The organism is Streptomyces paromomycinus (assembly GCF_003865155.1).
Lineage (GTDB): Bacteria > Actinomycetota > Actinomycetes > Streptomycetales > Streptomycetaceae > Streptomyces > Streptomyces chrestomyceticus.
In genome coordinates this window covers 8,491,274-8,508,908 of the sequence record NZ_BHZD01000001.1, presented here as the reverse complement: position 1 = coordinate 8,508,908, position 17,635 = coordinate 8,491,274, and the positions used below count along the sequence as shown (strand labels likewise).

At 72.6% G+C, this 17,635-nt stretch carries 17 protein-coding genes and 2 riboswitches; of the genes, 10 read left to right on the top strand and 7 right to left on the bottom strand.

What is annotated here, in order from left to right; genetic code table 11:
• The first annotated feature begins 27 nt into the window (after positions 1-27).
• Both OEIGOIKO_RS36640 and OEIGOIKO_RS36635 read left to right on the top strand, forming a co-directional pair.
• On the top strand, positions 28-528 hold the full coding sequence (locus OEIGOIKO_RS36640; protein WP_125057642.1) for a DUF6232 family protein: 501 nt from the start codon (positions 28-30) through the stop codon (positions 526-528).
• Positions 525-971: a magnesium transporter CorA family protein gene (locus OEIGOIKO_RS36635; protein ID WP_125057641.1), complete on the top strand. Its 447-nt coding sequence runs from the start codon at positions 525-527 to the stop codon at positions 969-971. Before OEIGOIKO_RS36640 ends, OEIGOIKO_RS36635 begins: the two co-directional genes overlap by 4 nt.
• A gap of 194 nt (positions 972-1,165) precedes the next feature.
• Here the strand turns inward: OEIGOIKO_RS36635 and OEIGOIKO_RS36630 are convergent, their stop codons facing one another.
• The 4 genes from OEIGOIKO_RS36630 to OEIGOIKO_RS36615 all read right to left on the bottom strand — a co-directional run bounded on the left by OEIGOIKO_RS36630 (position 1,166) and on the right by OEIGOIKO_RS36615 (position 5,627).
• Positions 1,166-2,251, bottom strand: a complete 1,086-nt coding sequence (locus tag OEIGOIKO_RS36630; RefSeq protein WP_246177780.1) for a cytochrome P450 — start codon at positions 2,249-2,251, stop codon at positions 1,166-1,168.
• 255 nt (positions 2,252-2,506) lie between these two features.
• On the bottom strand, positions 2,507-2,914 hold the full coding sequence (locus tag OEIGOIKO_RS36625; protein ID WP_125057640.1) for a hypothetical protein: 408 nt from the start codon (positions 2,912-2,914) through the stop codon (positions 2,507-2,509).
• Between the two features lie 338 nt (positions 2,915-3,252).
• Entirely contained in the window at positions 3,253-4,185 is a 933-nt protein-coding gene (locus OEIGOIKO_RS36620; RefSeq protein ID WP_125057639.1) for a bacteriocin fulvocin C-related protein, read from the bottom strand.
• Positions 4,186-4,295: 110 nt separating this feature from the next.
• On the bottom strand, positions 4,296-5,627 hold the full coding sequence (locus OEIGOIKO_RS36615; protein ID WP_125057638.1) for a cytochrome P450: 1,332 nt from the start codon (positions 5,625-5,627) through the stop codon (positions 4,296-4,298).
• Positions 5,628-6,140: 513 nt separating this feature from the next.
• Positions 6,141-6,365, top strand: a riboswitch (cobalamin riboswitch).
• Positions 6,366-6,584: 219 nt separating this feature from the next.
• Between OEIGOIKO_RS36615 and OEIGOIKO_RS36610 the strand changes: the two genes are divergently transcribed.
• From OEIGOIKO_RS36610 to OEIGOIKO_RS36575, 8 genes are all read left to right on the top strand, one after another.
• Entirely contained in the window at positions 6,585-7,493 is a 909-nt protein-coding gene (locus tag OEIGOIKO_RS36610) for a GHMP family kinase ATP-binding protein (RefSeq protein WP_125057637.1), read from the top strand.
• Positions 7,490-8,533: a cysteine synthase family protein gene (locus OEIGOIKO_RS36605; RefSeq protein ID WP_246177779.1), complete on the top strand. Its 1,044-nt coding sequence runs from the start codon at positions 7,490-7,492 to the stop codon at positions 8,531-8,533. Before OEIGOIKO_RS36610 ends, OEIGOIKO_RS36605 begins: the two co-directional genes overlap by 4 nt.
• Positions 8,530-9,882 carry an ATP-grasp domain-containing protein gene (locus OEIGOIKO_RS36600; RefSeq protein ID WP_125057636.1) on the top strand — a complete coding sequence of 451 codons (1,353 nt, stop codon included), beginning with the start codon at positions 8,530-8,532 and terminating at the stop codon, positions 9,880-9,882. The genes OEIGOIKO_RS36605 and OEIGOIKO_RS36600 overlap by 4 nt, the downstream gene beginning before the upstream one ends.
• Positions 9,875-11,242 carry an MFS transporter gene (locus OEIGOIKO_RS36595; RefSeq protein WP_125057635.1) on the top strand — a complete coding sequence of 456 codons (1,368 nt, stop codon included), beginning with the start codon at positions 9,875-9,877 and terminating at the stop codon, positions 11,240-11,242. Before OEIGOIKO_RS36600 ends, OEIGOIKO_RS36595 begins: the two co-directional genes overlap by 8 nt.
• Entirely contained in the window at positions 11,211-11,960 is a 750-nt protein-coding gene (locus OEIGOIKO_RS36590) for a class I SAM-dependent methyltransferase (RefSeq protein ID WP_125057634.1), read from the top strand. Before OEIGOIKO_RS36595 ends, OEIGOIKO_RS36590 begins: the two co-directional genes overlap by 32 nt.
• A 95-nt stretch (positions 11,961-12,055) precedes the next feature.
• Positions 12,056-12,239, top strand: a riboswitch (cobalamin riboswitch).
• A 30-nt stretch (positions 12,240-12,269) separates the two neighbouring features.
• Entirely contained in the window at positions 12,270-13,319 is a 1,050-nt protein-coding gene (locus OEIGOIKO_RS36585) for an ABC transporter substrate-binding protein (protein WP_125057633.1), read from the top strand.
• Positions 13,316-14,416, top strand: coding sequence for a FecCD family ABC transporter permease (locus OEIGOIKO_RS36580; protein ID WP_125057632.1), 1,101 nt, complete (start codon positions 13,316-13,318; stop codon positions 14,414-14,416). Before OEIGOIKO_RS36585 ends, OEIGOIKO_RS36580 begins: the two co-directional genes overlap by 4 nt.
• Positions 14,413-15,231 (top strand): ABC transporter ATP-binding protein, encoded by an 819-nt coding sequence (locus OEIGOIKO_RS36575; RefSeq protein WP_125057631.1) that lies wholly within the window; start codon positions 14,413-14,415, stop codon positions 15,229-15,231. Before OEIGOIKO_RS36580 ends, OEIGOIKO_RS36575 begins: the two co-directional genes overlap by 4 nt.
• 88 nt (positions 15,232-15,319) lie before the next feature.
• Here the strand turns inward: OEIGOIKO_RS36575 and OEIGOIKO_RS36570 are convergent, their stop codons facing one another.
• The 3 genes from OEIGOIKO_RS36570 to OEIGOIKO_RS36560 form a co-directional block, all read right to left on the bottom strand.
• Positions 15,320-16,312, bottom strand: coding sequence for a ferric reductase-like transmembrane domain-containing protein (locus OEIGOIKO_RS36570; RefSeq protein ID WP_125057630.1), 993 nt, complete (start codon positions 16,310-16,312; stop codon positions 15,320-15,322).
• A 257-nt stretch (positions 16,313-16,569) separates the two neighbouring features.
• Positions 16,570-16,986 carry a VOC family protein gene (locus OEIGOIKO_RS36565; RefSeq protein WP_031005272.1) on the bottom strand — a complete coding sequence of 139 codons (417 nt, stop codon included), beginning with the start codon at positions 16,984-16,986 and terminating at the stop codon, positions 16,570-16,572.
• A gap of 10 nt (positions 16,987-16,996) precedes the next feature.
• Positions 16,997-17,416 carry a helix-turn-helix domain-containing protein gene (locus OEIGOIKO_RS36560; protein WP_125048403.1) on the bottom strand — a complete coding sequence of 140 codons (420 nt, stop codon included), beginning with the start codon at positions 17,414-17,416 and terminating at the stop codon, positions 16,997-16,999.
• Positions 17,417-17,635 lie beyond the last annotated feature (219 nt).

Below are 17,635 nucleotides of genomic sequence, written 5' to 3'. Positions count from 1 at the left end.
GGGGGAAGCGTGTTCTACAAACGCGAAGTGATCAATGTCCAGGTGAGCCGGCGGATCCTATGGGTCGGCGCCGCGGCGTATCCGCTGCACAACATCGCCTGCGTGACGACCACCGAGCTGAAGCCCAGACTCTGGCTGATCCTGAAGCGCGTCGGGCCTTGGGGGTTCGGGGTGTGCGCCGTGTTCATGGGAATGATGCTGTACAGCACCGGCGGGCGCGTCGCCCTCGCCACGCTCGTCGGTCCACTCGTGCTCGCCGGAGCGGCCGTGCTGGTCATCTCCGTCCTCATGCGGCTGACCATGGCGGCGACACGCAGTACGCTGCACCGGCTCAACATCGAGACGGCGGGCGCGCCGTACGCCGTACTGACGAGTCCCGACAAGAATCTGGTGGCGCAGATATCGCACTCCATCATGGATGCGATCGACAATCCGCAGGCGGAGTTCCAATTCCAGGTGGAGAACTTCCATGTCGGCGACAGCATCAAGCAGTTCGGCAACCAGAACACGGGCAAGGTGACCCGATGAGCGAAACATCGCCGCACTTCGGCGACAAGATAATCCAGGTCGGCGACGGCAATGCGGGCAAGGTGCAGGGGCCGGTGACGTACGGCGATGTCGTGCGGTCGCAACTGGCCTGGGGCGACGGCGCGGAGAACACCGCCCGGAAGGCCGGGCGGAAGATCGCCCCGGAATTCGAGGACCTGGTCGAAGCCGTCGCCGACACCCTGCGCCGGCTGCCTTCACTGGCCGTCGCGGAAGAGGTTCTGGACGACGCCGCGGCCATCGAGACGGCCATCCTCGACGAGGCGAGCCGGGACCGACCGGACCGCGGCGCGGTACGGCGCGCGGTGGCGGCGCTCAAGGGCATCCTGGCTCCGGTCGCCGTCGGCGCGGTCACGGCCGGGGCCGCCGCGGGCGGTGACGAGACGGCGCGGGTGCTGATCGAGCGCCTCGGTGGCGCGTTCTGACCGGAGGACGTCCAGGCTCCGGCACACGGCGCGGGCGACACCACAGCGGCGACCCGCGCGCCATCGGCCATGGCGCGCGGACCACCAGGACAATCCGGGACTGTCAGGCCTGTCAGGACTGTCAGAGCCAGACATTCGGCTCCCAGTAACTGGCGGGCTTGTCCCAGATGATGCGTCGGATGGCAGCGATCATGTTATTCACCTCCTCTCGTCAGCGTGGGCTGAACGGGGGCCTTGAGGTCGCGGCGCAGGGTGAAGGGCCGGGGCAGGACGGAGCCGGACACCAGGGGCCGGGCATCGCCGCCGCTGACGGTCAGGCGGGCGTCCTGGGCCAGGGCGGCGACCGCCTCGGTGGCCATGCTGTGTGCGACGGCCGCCCCGGCGCAGGTGAACGGGCCCGCGCTGAAGGGGAGGTAGGGGCCTTGCCCGCCTGGTTCGCCCCAGCGTCCGGGACGGAACGTCTCGGGTCGGTCCCAGCGGTGCGGGTCGTGGTGCAGCAGATAGGGGCTGACCGACAGGATCGTGCCCGCCGCAAACGGCAGGCCGCCGAATTCGAGGGCGTGGGGAACGGGCCGGCCGACCATCCAGACGAACGGGCGGTGGCGTGCGGCCTCCCGCACCAGCCAGTCGGCGGGCCACGGCCACGGCGGGCCCGGCGGGTGGTGAAGACAGGCCAGCAGCAGCGACCACGCCACCGCATAGCCGATGTTGCCCACGATCGACTGGAACAGCAGCACATACAGGTTCGCCACGGTCCGGTCGGTGAGTTCCTCGGGTCCGGCTCCGATCACGGCGTCCAGGACGTCCTGGGGCTCGTCCGCCGTGGAGCCCTGCGCCCGGCGGTCGTGGACGTGCTCGATGATCGTGGCCAGCAGCTCGGGACGCAGCAGTTCCGCCCGCGCCCGCCGGCGCATGGACGGCTGGCGGGCGGTCAGGCCGGCCGCCACGGCTTGCGCCAACCGCCGCCGCAGTGCCGGCGGGGCACCGGGGCGCAGCAGCACGTCCGCCGTGCACCGGTGGACCAGCAGCGGCCCCGCTCCCGGCCACTGGCTGACCGGGCCCAGCCCGGCCGCTGCCTCGGCCATCCGCTGACGGTAGGCGGGCAGGTACGCCCGCATCAGGTCCCGGACGGCGCGGCCGAGGGCGATCTGGGCGGTTCGCGAGGGCAGCATGTCCCCGAAGAAGGTGGACATGCCGCGGTGAAAGGCCGGGTCGCGCAGCACGGTGAGCGCCAGCTCGGTGTCCCGCACGCACCAGGCGCCCCACGGGAGCCGGAACACCGCTGCCGGACTCCGGCGTGCGCAGTCTTCGATGTATCGCAGCGGATCACGCCGGAACCGGCGCATTTCTCTCACGCTCACCGCACGCCCTTCCGAGGGCCGTCAGCCGGGGCACCCAAGTCGCCACCGTGCCCGGTGTTTTCCCGGCGGCAATCGCCCCCAATGCCACGAGGACGCCACTCCACCCGTAAAGGTGAACACACCGGACACCGGGCCCCGCCACCCGCCGACGCACCCGCGATGGTTCAGTGCGTGTCAGGGGTGAGGAACAACAGGCTCAGAGCACATCCGCGAGCACCGTCGCGAGTTCCCCCGGATCGTGCGGGCCGACGTGCGGGCGTCCAGAGTGACGACGTCGAAAGGGTGGTGCGGGGTGAGCGCGTCGGCCTCGGTGATCATGTGGTCCTGGAGGGCGGGCGGAATGGCGCGGTCCGCGCCGAAGCGTACGCAGGTGCGCGGGACGCTGCCCCATGTCCCGGCGTCGCAGCGGGCGTCGGGCCGGCCGATGGCGGCGGTCTCGTCCAGCGCGTAGGTGTTCAGCAGGGCGAGGAACGCGGCCTCCGGGTAGCTCGCGGCGTACGCCACGCGGACCGCCGCCTGTGCCCGCCGGTCGCCGGAGCGCCAGTTGCCCCGCATGACGCCCAGTTCCTCCGGAGTCTTCAAGGCCGGCAGCTCCGCCAGCAGGCTCTCTTGCCTCTCCGCGCGCCTTCGTGACGTAGTCGACGGCAGAGGGCAGCGTCACGCAGGCGAGCGCCCCGTACCCGCGCAGGGCCGGTTCCCGTACGACTCCTGCCCAGTCGGCGGACGAGCCGTTGCCGCCGTGGACCAGGAGGAACGTGGGTGAACCGGCGCCGTGGGACGGTGGCATGGCGGACCTCCCTGTACGCGGGGCGCCTGCACGCGCGGGGCAGGCCGGCCTGCCCCGCCCACCCTGCGCTCGTGTGCCCGTGCCCGCTTCCGGAGGCCACCTCACGGTGCGGGGGCTGCCCGTACGGCAGTTCTCAGCCCCCGCACACCCCGTCGCAGTTCTGCTGCCACAGCCACCCGCAGCCCGAAGCTTGCGGGGTGCAGGGCACGGAGTTGCCGCAGGAACTGCAGCCGCTGGCGCCCTTGTGGCAGTCGCAGTTCATCAGCAGGCGGGAGTTTCCGGAGGCGGCCGGTGCGGGCGACTCGGCCGGGCCGAGCACCCCGAGCGCGGCGAACGACACGTCGGGGCCCAGGACCGCCGCCGACTCCTCCCGCAGCCGGTCGATGTCCGCCGCCGGCCAGGCGCCGGACCCGGCGAAGACGGCCGGTACCGCCGCGGTGACCTTCTCCAGCATCGCCGACCGCGGCGCGGACAGCTCGGGGTGCGCCGCCCGGTAGCGCTGTACGTGCTCCAGCCACAGGCCGGCCTTCGCACGGTCCGGGATACGGGCGTACACGGCCCTGCGCTGCGCCATCGGCAACGCGGTCACTTCGCGGTAGCCGGTGGGAAGCCGTTCGAGCCCGGCGGCCCACTCCTCCGCGGCGGCCGCCGTCATCCGGCGCCCGGGCGAGGCCATGGCCGGAGCGGCCAGCCCGCCGGAGACCAGGAACGCGCCCAGGGCCAGGCCCGGCACGGCCTTGAGCAGTCTGCGCCGGTCGCCGTGCACGAGCACGTCGGTCCGGTTCAGGGCCCGCACCACCCGCAGGGAGCCGGCCGGCCCCAGCAGGCGGCACAGCCGTACCGACAGCGCCGGGCCCGTCCACGCCCGTACCCGGTCCCCCTGCACGGCCAGCAGCGTGGGGACGAACGGCGGGTCGTCGCCCAGCGCCTGCCGCCGCAGGGCGCGTACGGGCGCGTCCCCGAGCCCCACCATCGTCAGCCGGTCCGCCAGCAGGCCGCCGATCTCCCCGGCCACCTCGCCGCACGCGCCACAGCCCGCGTCGAACGCCAATAACCACTCCGTCATGGTCACTCCCCTGCTCGCACCGGCACTGCCGCCCCATGCATACCCAGCTTCCCCGCGCGCCAGCCGTGGCAGCACGCACCAGGTTCAGGCCCAGGGGCCACGCACCGGCTTCACGCACGCGGCGCGGTGTCACGGGGTGTCAGGAGCATGTGGATGTCGTCCCGCGCCCAGAGCACGAAGCGTTCGACCGGTGTCACCCGGTGCCCCGGCGCGGGCCGGAAGCGGAAGCGTTTGAGCAGGACAGCCAGGACCAGTTCGGCCTCGACCATGGCGAGCTGGGCGCCCTCGCAGCTGCGCGGCCCGATGCCGAACGGGATGTAGGCCAGCCTCGGCCGCCCGGCCACCTGCTGCGGGGTGAACCGCTCGGGGACGAACTGCTCGGGCTCCGGCCAGTGATCGGGGTTCATGTGCACGGCCCAGAACGGGTAGAAAACCGTCGTCCCGGCCGGGAGTTCGTAGTCGCCCAGGACGAGCGGCTCGGTCGTCTCCCGCGCGCCGTACGGGCCGGGCGGGTAGAGCCGCATCGCTTCCTTCAGGACCATGTCCAGGTAGGTGAGGTGCCGCAGGTCGGCGTACTCGGGCACGGCGCGGTCACCGAGGACGCGGTCCAGTTCGGCGGCGACCCGCTCGGCCGCCTCGGGGTGGCGGCCCAGGAGGTGCAGGGTCCAGGAGACGGCCACCCCGGTGGTGTGGTGGGCGGCCAGCAGCGTCACCATGACGGTGTCGCGGATGCGCGCGGGCCGCTCACCGGCCTCCACGAGTGCCCCTATGAGATCGCTGCGGTCCGCGCGCCCCCCGGAGTGGTGCGCCGCGACCACCCGGTCGACCGTCGCGCGCAGGTAGGCGAGGGCCCGGGCCGCCCGCTCGGCGCGTTCCTCCTCCGTGCCCGGAACCGGCACCTGGTAGAGCCGCCCCAGGTACTCGGTGAGCACCTCCTCGAAGGCCGTGACGACGCCCTCCGGGTCCGCGGCCTCGCCCTCCAGCGCGTACGCACAGATCATCCGCAGCGACAGCGCGGTGAGGTCCTTCTGCAGCGCGACGGGCCCGTAGCGGGCCTGCTCGCCCCAGTGGTCGGCGAGTCCGGCCGCCAGCGCGGTGAACCGCTCGAAGTGCCGCTCATGTGACGGGCGCCCGGCCAGCACCGACAGCAGGACGCGCCGCCACGGGGTGTGCTCCTCGGCCGGCAGCACCTGCAAGTTGCCCGCCTCGCACAGCGGGGCCAGGAACGCGAACAGCCGCTCCGGCCGTTTGTCGATGTGGGCCGTGGCCTCCAGCAGTACGGGGTCGGCGACCGACACGGCCGTCTCCGCGCCCGGCAGCTGGAACCGTACGACGGGCCCGTACTCCGCGTGCAGGCGCAGCTGGTAGGTGTGCAGTCCGCCCGCCGCGGCGACCGCCCCCGCCCCGCCGTCCGGCCGGGGCTCGGGTCCAGGGATCCGCATGGCCAACGCCTCCTGACTGACAGCCCGGCCCCGCCGTGCGGAGTGGCCCGCGCGGCGGGAGTGCGCCTCCATCATCGTCCGTCACCGGCGGCCGGGAGCCTTCCGGCTCGCCTCGTCCGCGTAGATCTGCTGGTAACTGTTCCGGTCGAAACAGGCGGCGCCCGAGTCCTTGATCTGCCGCTCCTCTCGTGTGCCGGGGGGCCGGCCGACGGTGGGGAAAGAGCCCGATCACGGGCCACATCGGTCCCAGGACTCCCGTGCGCCTCACCAGCCGAGGGCCCGAAGGCTCGAACCGGCCACCGGGTCCGGCGAGTGGATCTGTGGCAGGACCGTGCCGAGCCGTACCGACATGACATGTTTGAAGCGGGGCACGGGCGGTGTGCTGCACGGCAGGATCGCTGGTGGCAGGCTCCCGCGGGCCGCGGGCCCGTACTGCACACATCCCGCGCCCTGTCAGCGGCACCAATCGAGACAACCACACAGACCTCTCTGTTGCGGTGGCGCGAACACCTCTACGCTGATGTGCGCAGTCGGTTCGCGCCACTCTCCGTGGGGCGTCGTAAGAGGGAACCCGGTGGAAATCCGGGACTGTCCCGCAGCGGTGAGTGGGAGCGAAAGCCGCCGATACAGCACCGGACCCGGTCCAAGGGTGCGGGAAGCGGTGGCCGGTAGTTGTTGCCGGAAGGCCCGGCCGACATGCCCATGAGTCCGGATACCTGCCACTGCGCGCGTGCGAGCGAGGACCGGCGTACGCGCTGTCCACGGTGACCTCGAGGGCTGGGTCGGCGGTGCAGGCGGAGCAACGCGCGTCCCGGCGCGGCCGCCCTCTCACTCACCGGTCGAGATCCTCGGGCCGGGTGCGGCGAGAGAGGGCGTGTTCGTGACCGAGGAATACCGCAGGGAAAGTCTCCGGGGCGGCCGACGGCCGGGCCCGGCAGGGCCGTTGTGCGGTGCCCGATGCTGACCACCCCCGTCGGCGCGCCGGCACGGTGGGTCTCCGGCGTCTGCCAGGGGACGCTGGGCGAGTTGTTCCAGGGCCCGCTGCGCCCCGGCGGTGACGCGGACATCGCGATCGTCTCGTTCCCCGTGGACCGCCACTCCTGGGTGTACTTCTCGCCGGACGCCGGCCCCGGTGACGCACCGCCCGACGCCCCGCCCCACGCACCACCTCTCGGCGCGAAGGCGGCCACGGCCGCGCGGCTCTTCCTGGAGCACTTCGGCCGGACGCTGCCGCCGGGCCGCTGGAGTTCCCACTCGGACCTGCACGTCGGGGTGGGCATGGCCAGTTCGACGGCGGACATCGTGGCGACCCTGCGCTGCCTGTTCCGGCTCTTCTCGCTGCCGTACGACACCGGGGCCGTCCTCCGCGTCCTGTCGGCGATAGAGCGCGCCGACAGCGTGTTCCTCGACGAGTTCGCGCTCTATCTGAGCGGACGGCACCGGGTCGTACGGCGGCTGGGCACCGGCATCGGCTTCCACACCGCTTTCGTCATGGAGCCGGGCACGGTGGACACCGCCGCGGTCACGCCGGTGCTGCGGCGCCACTACCGGCGCTGTGCCACGGAGTACGAGAGGTGCCTGACCGACCTGCTGAAAGGCTTCGCCTCCGGCGACCCGGCGGCCGTGGCCCGGGCCGCGACCTTCAGCAGCGTGCTGTCCCAGGAGGTGCTGCCCAAGCACACCTTCGAGACCGTGCTGGCCCACCGCGAGGAGTTCGGCGCGGACGGCGTCTTCGTCGCCCACACCGGATCGCTCGTCGGTTACCTCTTCAGCGGCCGGCCGGCGCCGTCCCTGAAGGGGGAGCTGTCCGCCTTCTTCCGTTCGCTCGGTCACCAGTGCTCTTTCGCCCAAGGAGGCTACGCGTGACACATCCCCACACGGCCGACCCCCATCCCCACATAGCCGACGCCCTCAAGATCCCCGACCTCGTCCGGCTGTCGGACGGCATGGTGCTGCTGCGCTTCGAGTCGATGAAGATCTACTCCGCGCTGGCCGCCGTCCGGCACCTGCTCGACCGGGGCACCGTCCGTACCGGACAGACCCTGATCGACAGTTCCAGCGGCATCTACGCCTACGCCCTGGCACTGGCCTGCCACCGCTACCGCCTGCGCTGCCACATCGTGGCCTCGACCACCGTGGACGCCACCACCCTCGCCCAACTGGAGATCCTCGGCGCGACGGTCGAGCAGGTCAGACCGTCGAAGAACCTCAAGCTCGACCAGGAGCTGCGGGTCCGGCGGGTCCGGGAGATCCTCGCCGAACGGCCCGACGTCCACTGGATGCGCCAGTACCACGACGCCATCCACTACCTGGGCTACCAGGAGGTCGCCGACCTGGTGACCGCGGCCCTGCCGGACCGCACCCTGACGGTCGTCGGCGGCGTCGGGTCGGGAGCCTCGACCGGCGGCCTCGTGCAGCATCTGCGCCGCCGGGATCCCGGCGTCCGGCTGGTCGGGGTGCAGCCGTTCGGCAGCGTCACCTTCGGGAGCCAGGACCACCACGACCCGGAAGCCATCATCGCCGGTATCGGTTCCTCGATCCCCTTCGACAACGTCCGCCACCAGCTGTACGACGCGGTGCACTGGATGGACTTCACGCACGCCATGTCCGGCGCCGTCGCCCTGCTGCGCGAGCACGCCGTCTTCGCCGGGCTGTCCACCGGCGCCGCCTACCTGACCGCCACCCACGAGTCCCGCCGCCACCCCGACCGGCTCCACCTGGTGATCGGTGCCGACACCGGCCACCGCTACGTGGAACGGGTCTATGCCCGCCACCGGGAGGCCGTGGACCTGGCCGCACTGAAGCCGGCCGAGGTCGGCAGTCCCGAGGAGATGACCATGCCCTGGTCGACGATGGCGTGGAACCGCGCCGCCTGGCCGTCCCGCCGTGCGGAGGCCCGCGCATGACCGTGGTCTGCCTGGAAGCGCTCACCTTCGGGCTGGGCCACCTGACGCGCGCCGCCGCCCGGCTGGGCGAGCCGCTGCGGCTGCTGACCCGCGATCCCGCGTACTACGCGTACGAGCTGGAGCGGCTGCCCGCGGGCGCCCTCGACGTGGTGGAGACCGACACCTTCGACACGGAACTGGTGGCGGAACAGCTCGGCCGGACCCCGGACCTGCGGGGGCTGATCAGCTCGACCGACACCTGGATGCTGGTCGGCGCCGAACTCACCGCCCGCTTCGGACTGCCCGGCCTCGACGCGGCGGTGCTGCGGCTGACCCGTGACAAGGCCGCCGTACGGGACCGGCTGTTCGCGGCCGGGCTGACCCGGGCCCGCGCGGCGGAGGCGGACAGCGGCGACCCGGCGACGGCAGCGCTGCTGGTGAAGGCGGTGGGCCTGCCCGCGATCCTCAAGGACACCGCGGGCACCGGAAGCCAGAACGTCTGGCTCGTACGGGACGAGCGGGAACTGGACGCGGCGCTCGCCGAGGCCGCCGGACGGCAGCTCAAGGGCCGCCTCTTCGCCGAACCGTACTTCTCCGGACCGGTGTACAGCGCGGAGACCCTCACCTGGGCGGGGCGGACCCGGCTGCTGGGCGTCTCCAGCCGGCTGATGTCGCCCGAGCCGCACTTCCGGGAGGAGATCACCGCGTTCCCCGTCGCCTTCCCGCAGCCGCGCCGGGACGCTCTGGAGCGGTGGCTGGACGATGTGCTGGCCGCCGTCGGCTACACCGACCGGTTCGCCCACGTGGAGTTCGCCCTGACCACCGCCGGCCCGGAAGTGGTGGAGATCAACCCGCGGATCGGCGGCGCGCTCGTCGGTGAGGGGCTGTGCCGGGCCCTCGGCGTCAACGTGTACGAGGCGATGGTGGAAGCGGCCCTCGGCAGCCGCCCCGGACTCATGGACGCGGCGCTGCCCGGCGGCCCCGCCTCGGCCTTCGTCCTCGGGTACCCCGCGGAACCAGGGGTGTTCACCGGCGTCGACGGACTCGACCGGCTGCCGGACATGCCGGGCTCGCCCGCCTGGTACCCGGTCAAGCGGACCGGCGACCCCGTCGAGCACCTGGGCGACAGCCGCGGTTACGCGGGCATCGTCTACGCGGAGGGCGAGACGGCCGAACTGGCCACGCACTGCGCGGTCGCGGCGGCCAACGCCGTACGGGTGCGGACGGAGCCGTTCCGCGTGGCGGGGACGACGGACGGGGCAGGCGTGCCGGACACGGCCGGTACGGCGGGCGCAGCCGGTACAACGGGCGCGGCCGGTACGGCGGCGGACGCTACGGCGAGCCAGGCGGGCCAGGGCTCCGGTGACTGAACGCACAGACGGCGGCCCGGGGCTCCGCACCGCGCTGTCCACCCTCACCGGGCCGCTGCGCTTCCTGCTGCTCAGCTCCTTCCTCATCCCGCTCGGCAGTTTCATGGTCCTGCCGTTCATGTCGGTCTTCCTGCACGAGCGGCTGGGCATGGGGCTCGGAGCGGTCGGTGTGGTGCTGGCCGCCGCGTCCCTCGTGCAGTTCTCGGGGGGCGTTCTCGGCGGGGCCCTCGCCGACCGGGTGGGGCTGCGGCGCACGATGCTCTGGGCGCTGGTGATCCGTACGGCGGGCTTCGCGGCGTTCCTGGCGGCGCTGCGGTGGCCGCCGGTTGCGGTGGCGGCGCTGATCCTGACCTGCTGCGGCGCCGCGCTGTACCTGCCGGCCAACAAGGCGTACCTGGTGCACGGTGTGACCGAGGAGCGCAGGCCCGCGTTCCTGTCCGCGGGCAACGCGGCGCTCAACGCGGGGATGGCCGCGGGCCCGCTGGTCGCGGGTCCGTTCGTGCTGTCGACCCCCGGTCCGCTGTTCCTCGTCGTGACGGCGCTGTTCGCCGCGGTGGCCGTGGGGCACGCCCGGCTGCCGGCGGTGGGGCCGGAGAAGGAACGTTCCGGCAGCGCACCGGCGGCCGGCCAGGGTCTGCTCACCGGAATCGCCGTCCTCCCCTTCGTCGCCAACGGCCTGGCGTTCTACCTCTACTTCCACTTCCAGCACTACCTCGCCGTGTACGCCGTCGAGCGCGCCTCCAGCGAGTTCTACAGCCTGGTGCTGCTGACCTGCTCCGTCCTCGTCATCGTCGTCCAGCCGCTCGCGTCGGGTGCCATCCGGCGGATGCGCTATCCCGTCGCCCTGGCGGTCGGGTTCACGGGGCTGGCCGCCGGGATGGCGGTCCTGGCCGCCGGAACGAGGCCCGCCCTGCTGGCGGGCGGTGTCCTGATCACGCTCGGCGACATCGTGCTCTTCCTCAAGAACGACCTGGAGGCGCTGCGCCGCAGTTCCCGCTCGGACGCCGTGGTCTTCGGGCAGCAGCGGCTCGCCGCGGGTCTGGGCGCCTGTGCCAGCGGCGTGCTGGGCGGGCAGCTCTACGGCTTCGGCGAACGCGCCGGGCACGCGGGCTGGTTCTGGCTGTTCGCCGCGGCCCAGTGCGTCCTGCTGCCGCCGCTCCTGCTCGCCCTGCGGCGGAAGCAGGGCACCGCTCCCGCCGCCCCCGACGGCCTCACGGCGGAACGGAACGCAGCTCCCCCGGCTCCGGCCCCCGACGGCCTCACCCCCGCCACCCCCCTCACGGACCTCACGGGTCTCAAGGACCTCAAGGAAGGAACTCCGGTACCCGATGACGCACACGGGCGGATTCCAGGACGATGACTTCTGGACCGAGTTCTACGACTTCCTCTTCTCCGACAGCCGCTACGCCCAGGCCGAGGAGCTGCTCGACACCTCTCCCCTGCTGTCCTTCCCGGCCGGGGCCCAGGTGCTGGACCTGTGCTGCGGCCCGGGGGTGTTCACCGTCCCGCTCGCCCGCCGGGGCTTTGGTGTGACGGGCGTCGACCGCAGCCCGGCGATGCTGGACCGGGCCCGGAAACGGGCCGCCGACGCCGGAGTCACCGCCCGCTACGTCCAGGCCGACATGCGGGAGTTCTCCGAGCCCGGGGCCTTCGACGTGGTCCTCAACATGTTCACGTCGTTCGGCTATTTCGAGGACCCCGCCGACAACGCCCGTGTGCTGCGCACGATGCACGACTGCCTGGCGCCCGGCGGGACCCTGCTTCTGGACATGGCCGGAAAGGAACTGCTGGCCCGTAGGGTCACACCGCCGAAGGTCGTACAGCGCGGCGACGACCTGCTGGTGCAGACCGACACGGTGCTGGACGACTGGGCGCGGCTGCGCAGCGACTGGGTGCTCGTGCGGGGCGACCGGGTGACACGTACGAGCCTGGTCTGGTTCGTCTACAGCGCCGTGGAGTTGCGGCGGATGGCCGGGGAGGCAGGCTTCCAGGAGGTCGAGGTCTTCGGCGGCTTCGACGGCCGCCCGTACGACCAGGACGCCGAGCGGCTGGTGCTCCGGGCGGTCCGCGCGGCATGACCGGGGCGCCGGGCCGTACGGCGCGGCCCGGCGCCCGTGCACCGCGGACGGCGCGCGGAACCGTACGCGCGCCCTTTGCCCCCGGTCCGACCGACCGTAATATCACCTGGTCATCACCGCGACGGGAGACAGGAAGCCGGTGCGAGTCCGGCGCGGTCCCGCCACTGTGACCGGGGAGTGACCTTTCATCAGGCAGTTCGGGCCACCGCGCGCGGCGCGGGACGGCCGGGGGAACGTCGATCCGGGAGTCAGGACACTGGCCTGTCGCGGGCCCGTTCCGAGGAGCGCGGACTCCGCAGGAGGCTCTACGTGTACGACGGCACGACCCGTCCCCCCTTTTCTCCCCCCGCCACCCGGCGGCGCCGGTTCCGGCGCGCCACGGCACCGGCGGTGGCCCTGGCCCTGTCCGCCGCACTGCTGGGCGGCTGCGGCACGGCGCGGGACACCGCGGGTGACGCGGAGCCCGCGGCCACCGCGGCGAAAGGTTTCCCGGTCACCATCGACAACTGCGGCATCCGTACCACCTACCGGAAGCCGCCCTCCCGGGTGCTCACCATCCACCAGCACCCCGCCGAACTGATGCTGGCGTTGGGGCTCAAGGACCGGATGATCGGCACCGCCTTCCCCGACTCGTCCGTCCTGCCGCACCTGCGCAAGGACTATGAGGCGCTGCCGCAACTGGCGAAGAAGGAACCGTCCTTCGAAACCGTTCTGGAAGCCGGTCCGGACCTCGTCTACGGCGGCTACGCCAGCGCCTTCGCCGAGAACGAGGGCCGCTCGCGCAAGGCGTTCGCCGACGCCGGGATCAACACCTACCTCAACCGCGAGTACTGCGGGAAGAAGCAGGTGTCCATGCAGGACACGTACGACGAGGTCCGCACGATCGGCAGCATCTTCGGCGTACGGGACCGCGCCGCCGAGCTGGCCGCCGACCTCAAGGCGCGGGTGGACCGGACCACCGAGGCGGTCAAGGGCGCCCCCGCCGTCCCGGTCTTCGTGTACGACAGCGGCGACAAGGCGGCCTTCACCGCCGGCGGCAAGAGTCTCGGCACCGAGATCATCCAGCGCGCGGGCGGCCGGAACGTCTTCGCGGACCTGGACAAGGTCTTCGGTGACGCGTCCTGGGAGCAGGTCGTCGACCGGAAGCCCGAGGTCATCGCGATCTACGACTACGCGGGGGCCGGGAGCGTCGAGCAGAAGAAGAAGTTTTTGCTGTCGCAGCCCGCGCTCGCCGACGTGCCCGCGGTGAGGAACAAACGGTTCGTCGTGCTGCCGCTGACCGCGACCCTGGTGGGGGTGCGGCCGCCGTACGCGGTGGAGGAGCTGGCCCGCGCCCTGCACCCCGAGCGGTTCCGGTGACCGCCGCCGCCGGGACGGCGGTCACCCGCGAGCACCGGCCCGATACGCCGCCGCGCCGCCGGTCCTTCGCCGTCACCCTCGTCGTGCTCGGCGTGTTGCTGCTGGTCTCCGCCACGGCGGGGATGGCGATCGGGTCGGTGCACGTGCCGCCCGGCGAGGTGTGGGGCATCGTGACCCACGCGCTCGGCGCCGACCTGGCGGACCCGGGGTGGTCCCGGGCGCGCGAGACCATCGTGCTGGACGTACGGGCGCCGCGGGTGGCGCTCGGCGCGGTGACCGGCGCGGGGCTCGCGGTGATCGGTACGGCCATGCAGGCACTGGTCCGCAACCCGCTGGCGGAGCCGTATCTGCTGGGTGTCTCCTCGGGTGCGTCCCTGGGCGCCGTCATGGTGATCGTCTTCGGGGTGAGCCTGTTCGGTCCGGTGTCGCTGTCGGCCGCCGCCTTCGCCGGAGCACTGCTGACCCTGCTGCTCGTCTACACGACGGCCCGTACCGGCGGGCGCATCACCTCGGTACGGCTGGTGCTGTCGGGGGTGGCGATGGCGGCGGTCCTCACGGCGGTGATGGACATCCTGCTGCTGACCTCCGACCGGGGCAACGAGGCCCGGGCCGTGCTCGCCTGGACCCTCGGAGGCCTCGGCGGGGTGCAGTGGGGCACGCTGTGGCTGCCGGGCCTGGCCCTGCTGCTGGGCATCGCCGTCCTGCTGGTCCAGGCCCGGTCGCTGAACCTGCTGCTGGCGGGCGAGGAGGCCGCCACGACGATGGGGCTGGACGTGGCCCGGTTCCGGGCCCGGATGTTCGTCCTGCTCTCGCTCGTCACCGGCGTCCTGGTGGCCGCGGCCGGGCCGATCGGCTTCGTGGGCCTGATGCTGCCGCACGTGGTGCGCCTGTTCGTGGGTGGTGACCACCGCCGGGTGCTGCCCGCCGCCGCACTGGCCGGCGCGGTGTTCCTGATCTGGGCCGACATCGCGGCACGTACCGTCGCCGCGCCCATGGAGATCCCCGTCGGTGTGCTGACCGCCCTGTGCGGCGGACCGTTCTTCCTGTGGCTGATGCGCCGGGACGCCCGCCGTACCGTGCACCGAGGAGTGGCATGAGCGCGACCGAACTGACCGTCGACGGCCTCACGCTCACCGCCGGGGCCCACCGCCTGGTGCGCGACGTCTCCCTGACCGCCCGGCCCGGTGAGGTGGTCGGCCTGGTCGGGCCCAACGGCAGCGGCAAGTCCAGCCTGCTGCGCGCCGTCTACCGGGTGCTGCGGCCCGACGCGGGACGGGTCCGGGTGGACGGCACGGACGCCTGGTCGCTCCCGGTACGGCGGCTGGCCCGCACGGTGGCCGCCGTGGTGCAGGAGTCGGCCGCCGACTTCGACCTGACCGTGCGCGAGGTCGTCGCGATGGGCCGCACCCCGCACAAGCGGCTGCTCGACGGCGACAGTGCCGAGGACGCCTCTCTGGTGGCGTGGGCTCTGGAGTCGGTGGACGCGGCCGGGCTGGCGGACCGGTCCTTCGACCGGCTCTCCGGCGGCGAGCGCCAGCGGGTGCTCATCGCCCGCGCCCTGGCCCAGCGGCCCTCCCTGCTGGTCCTCGACGAGCCGACCAACCACCTGGACGTACGGCACCAGCTCACGGTGCTCGGCATCCTGCGCAGGCTGCCCGCCACGGTCCTGGTGGCGCTGCACGACCTGAACCTCGCCGCGTACTACTGCGACCGCCTGTACGTCCTGTGCGAAGGGCAGGTCACGGCGTCAGGGCCGCCCGCCGAGGTGCTGACCGAGGGACTGCTGGCCGAGGTGTACGGCGTGACGGCCGAGGTCACCGTCAGCCCGCGTACGGGGGCGCCGCAGGTGTCGTTCCTGCCCGGGGAGCGTGACCGGCCGGCTGTCGCGGTGCCGGGTCAGTCAGGTTTCTGAGAGGTGGGGCGGTGTCGCTCCGGTTCCTGGTGGGGGCCGGGGCGGTCACCGGTCACTCCGGTTCCCGAGGGGCTGGACCGGTCACAGGTCACTCAGGTTCTTGACCGGCCGGGGCGGTCGCGGGCGGCTCCTCCGGCCGGGGCCGCCCGCCGTCGTGACCGGAGAGGACCACGGCCAGCAGCCCGACGATCACGGCGGCGGCCGCGACCCGGCCCGCGGCCCGGGCCGTCCAGCGCAGCGGCGCGGCCTCCCCCTGCCGTCCGGGCGCCCCCAGACGCTCGGCCCGCCGCGCGGGACGCAGCAGCCGGAGCAGGAGCAGCACGGCGACGGGCAGTTGCAGCAGCCACAGGACGGTACGCGGCCACTCGTCGTACCAGACGTTGGTCCCGTACAGCAGCGTGTGCCAGACGCTCAGCACGTACACGACGATGACGAAGCGGTGCAGCCGGCGCCAGGCGTTCGCGCCGATGCGGTGCCGGACGTAGAAGAGCAGCCCCAGCGGGACGGCGAGGTACAGGGCGCCCTGGCCGATGGGGATGGCCAGCTTGCCGGTCCCCGAGTCGTACCAGCCCGGCACGAACGTGTCGGCGAACGCCGACCACAGGCGCGCCAGCCAGGCCGTCCCGCCCGCGTCGCGCACCAGTTCGGCCCCGAACATCAGGGCGTGCGCGAACATCAGCGCCATCGTCGTCAGGCTCGTGGTGCGGTGCCAGCGCTCCAGCACGGCCCGGGAGACCGGCAGCCGGCCCGGCCGGGGGCCGGACAGCAGCAGCCCGAGCATGACCGTCCCCCACGACCAGAGCAGCCCGGACCAGCCGAACGCCTGGCTGAGCAGGTACATCCAGTAGGTGCCGGGGTCGTTCATGAAGGGCATGACCGCGACGGTCGCGGACGCGCCGGACCGCATCCGCAGATACAGGAAGACGAACACGGCGACGGTGACCACCACCGCGGCACCGGCGTCGGGGAGGGCCGCCCTGAGGTCGGCGCGCAGCGGGACGCGGCCGGTGGTGCGACTGTCCCGCACCGGCGCCGGCGCCGGCGCCGGCGTACTGTCGTGGCCTGTTGTTTCGGAGTGCATCAGGGGCCCTTCGGACAGTTGTCACCAACGCGTTGTACGTGCCGTACAAGTGTGGCTGGAGAGGCGGACGTTGTTGAGGAGCTATCCAGCCAGAGGAGCTGTCATCCGGCCGTAGCTGCCGTTCGTGCCGTCCCTGCTGTCGCTGCTGCCCCTGCCTGCGGTCCCTGCTGTCCTCCTTGCCGTCCGCGGGCCGGGCCGCCTCCCCTGTGGATGTACGGGGAAGCGGTCCGGCCGTCCTCAGGCGTCGTGCGCCGCGGTCACTGCTTGCGGGCCTGGTTGAACCGCAGCATGTTGCCGGACGGGTCGCGGAAGGCGCAGTCGCGGACGCCGTACGGCTGGTCGACCGGTTCCTGGAGCACCTCGCCGCCCGCGGCGCGGATGCGCTCGAAGGTGGCGTCGCAGTCGTCGGTCGTGAAGATGACGGCCCGCAGCAGGCCCTTGGCCAGGAGTTCCGTCAGGGCCTCGCGGTCGGCGGGCGAGGCGTTCGGGTCCGCGAGGGGCGGTTCGAGAACGATGTTCACGTCGGGCTGCGACGGAGCGCCGACGGTCACCCAGCGCATCCCCTCGAAGCTGACGTCGTTGCGCACCTCCAGGCCGAGCACGTCCCGGTAGAAAGCGAGCGCCTTGTCGTGGTCGTCGACGGCGATGAAGCAGGTCGAAAGGCTGATGTCCATGCGCACCACGCTACGGGCGGGGAGCGGGCCGCGCTTCTCCGTTCCTGACCGGTCGCGTGTAGATCTTGGCGTAGCAGGCGGGGATGGCGGCGCCCTCGTCGTGGCTGCGGGCCCGGTACGCGCTCGGGCTCTCGCCCACCAGCTCGGTGAACCGCGAGCTGAACGACCCCAGGGAGGTACAGCCGACCTCGAAGCAGACCTCCGTCACCGACAGGTCGCCCCGCCGCAGCAGCGCCTTGGCCCGCTCGATGCGGCGCGTCATGAGGTAGCTGTACGGCGTCTCCCCGAAGGCGGCGCGGAAGCTGCGGGAGAAGTGGCCCGCCGACATGAGCGCGGTGCGCGCCAGCGCGGGGACGTCGAGCGGCTTCGCGTACTCGCGGTCCATCAGGTCACGGGCCCGGCGGAGCCGGACGAGGTCCTCCAAGGTCACGGGGCCATCATCCCATGGCGGGGGGCGGGCGGCAGGGCCGATGTCCTCGGGAGCGCCGAGGTGGGGCAGCGTGTTGCCTTCCTTGAGCGCCTCGACGCCTTCTCCCGGTGCTGCGGCGTGGTTGCGGGGACGCGGAGCTGCAGAGGCACGGTGACGCGGAGCCCTCAAGCCCTACAGAAGAGACATAACACCTGAACACATGTACACTTGTCGAACGAA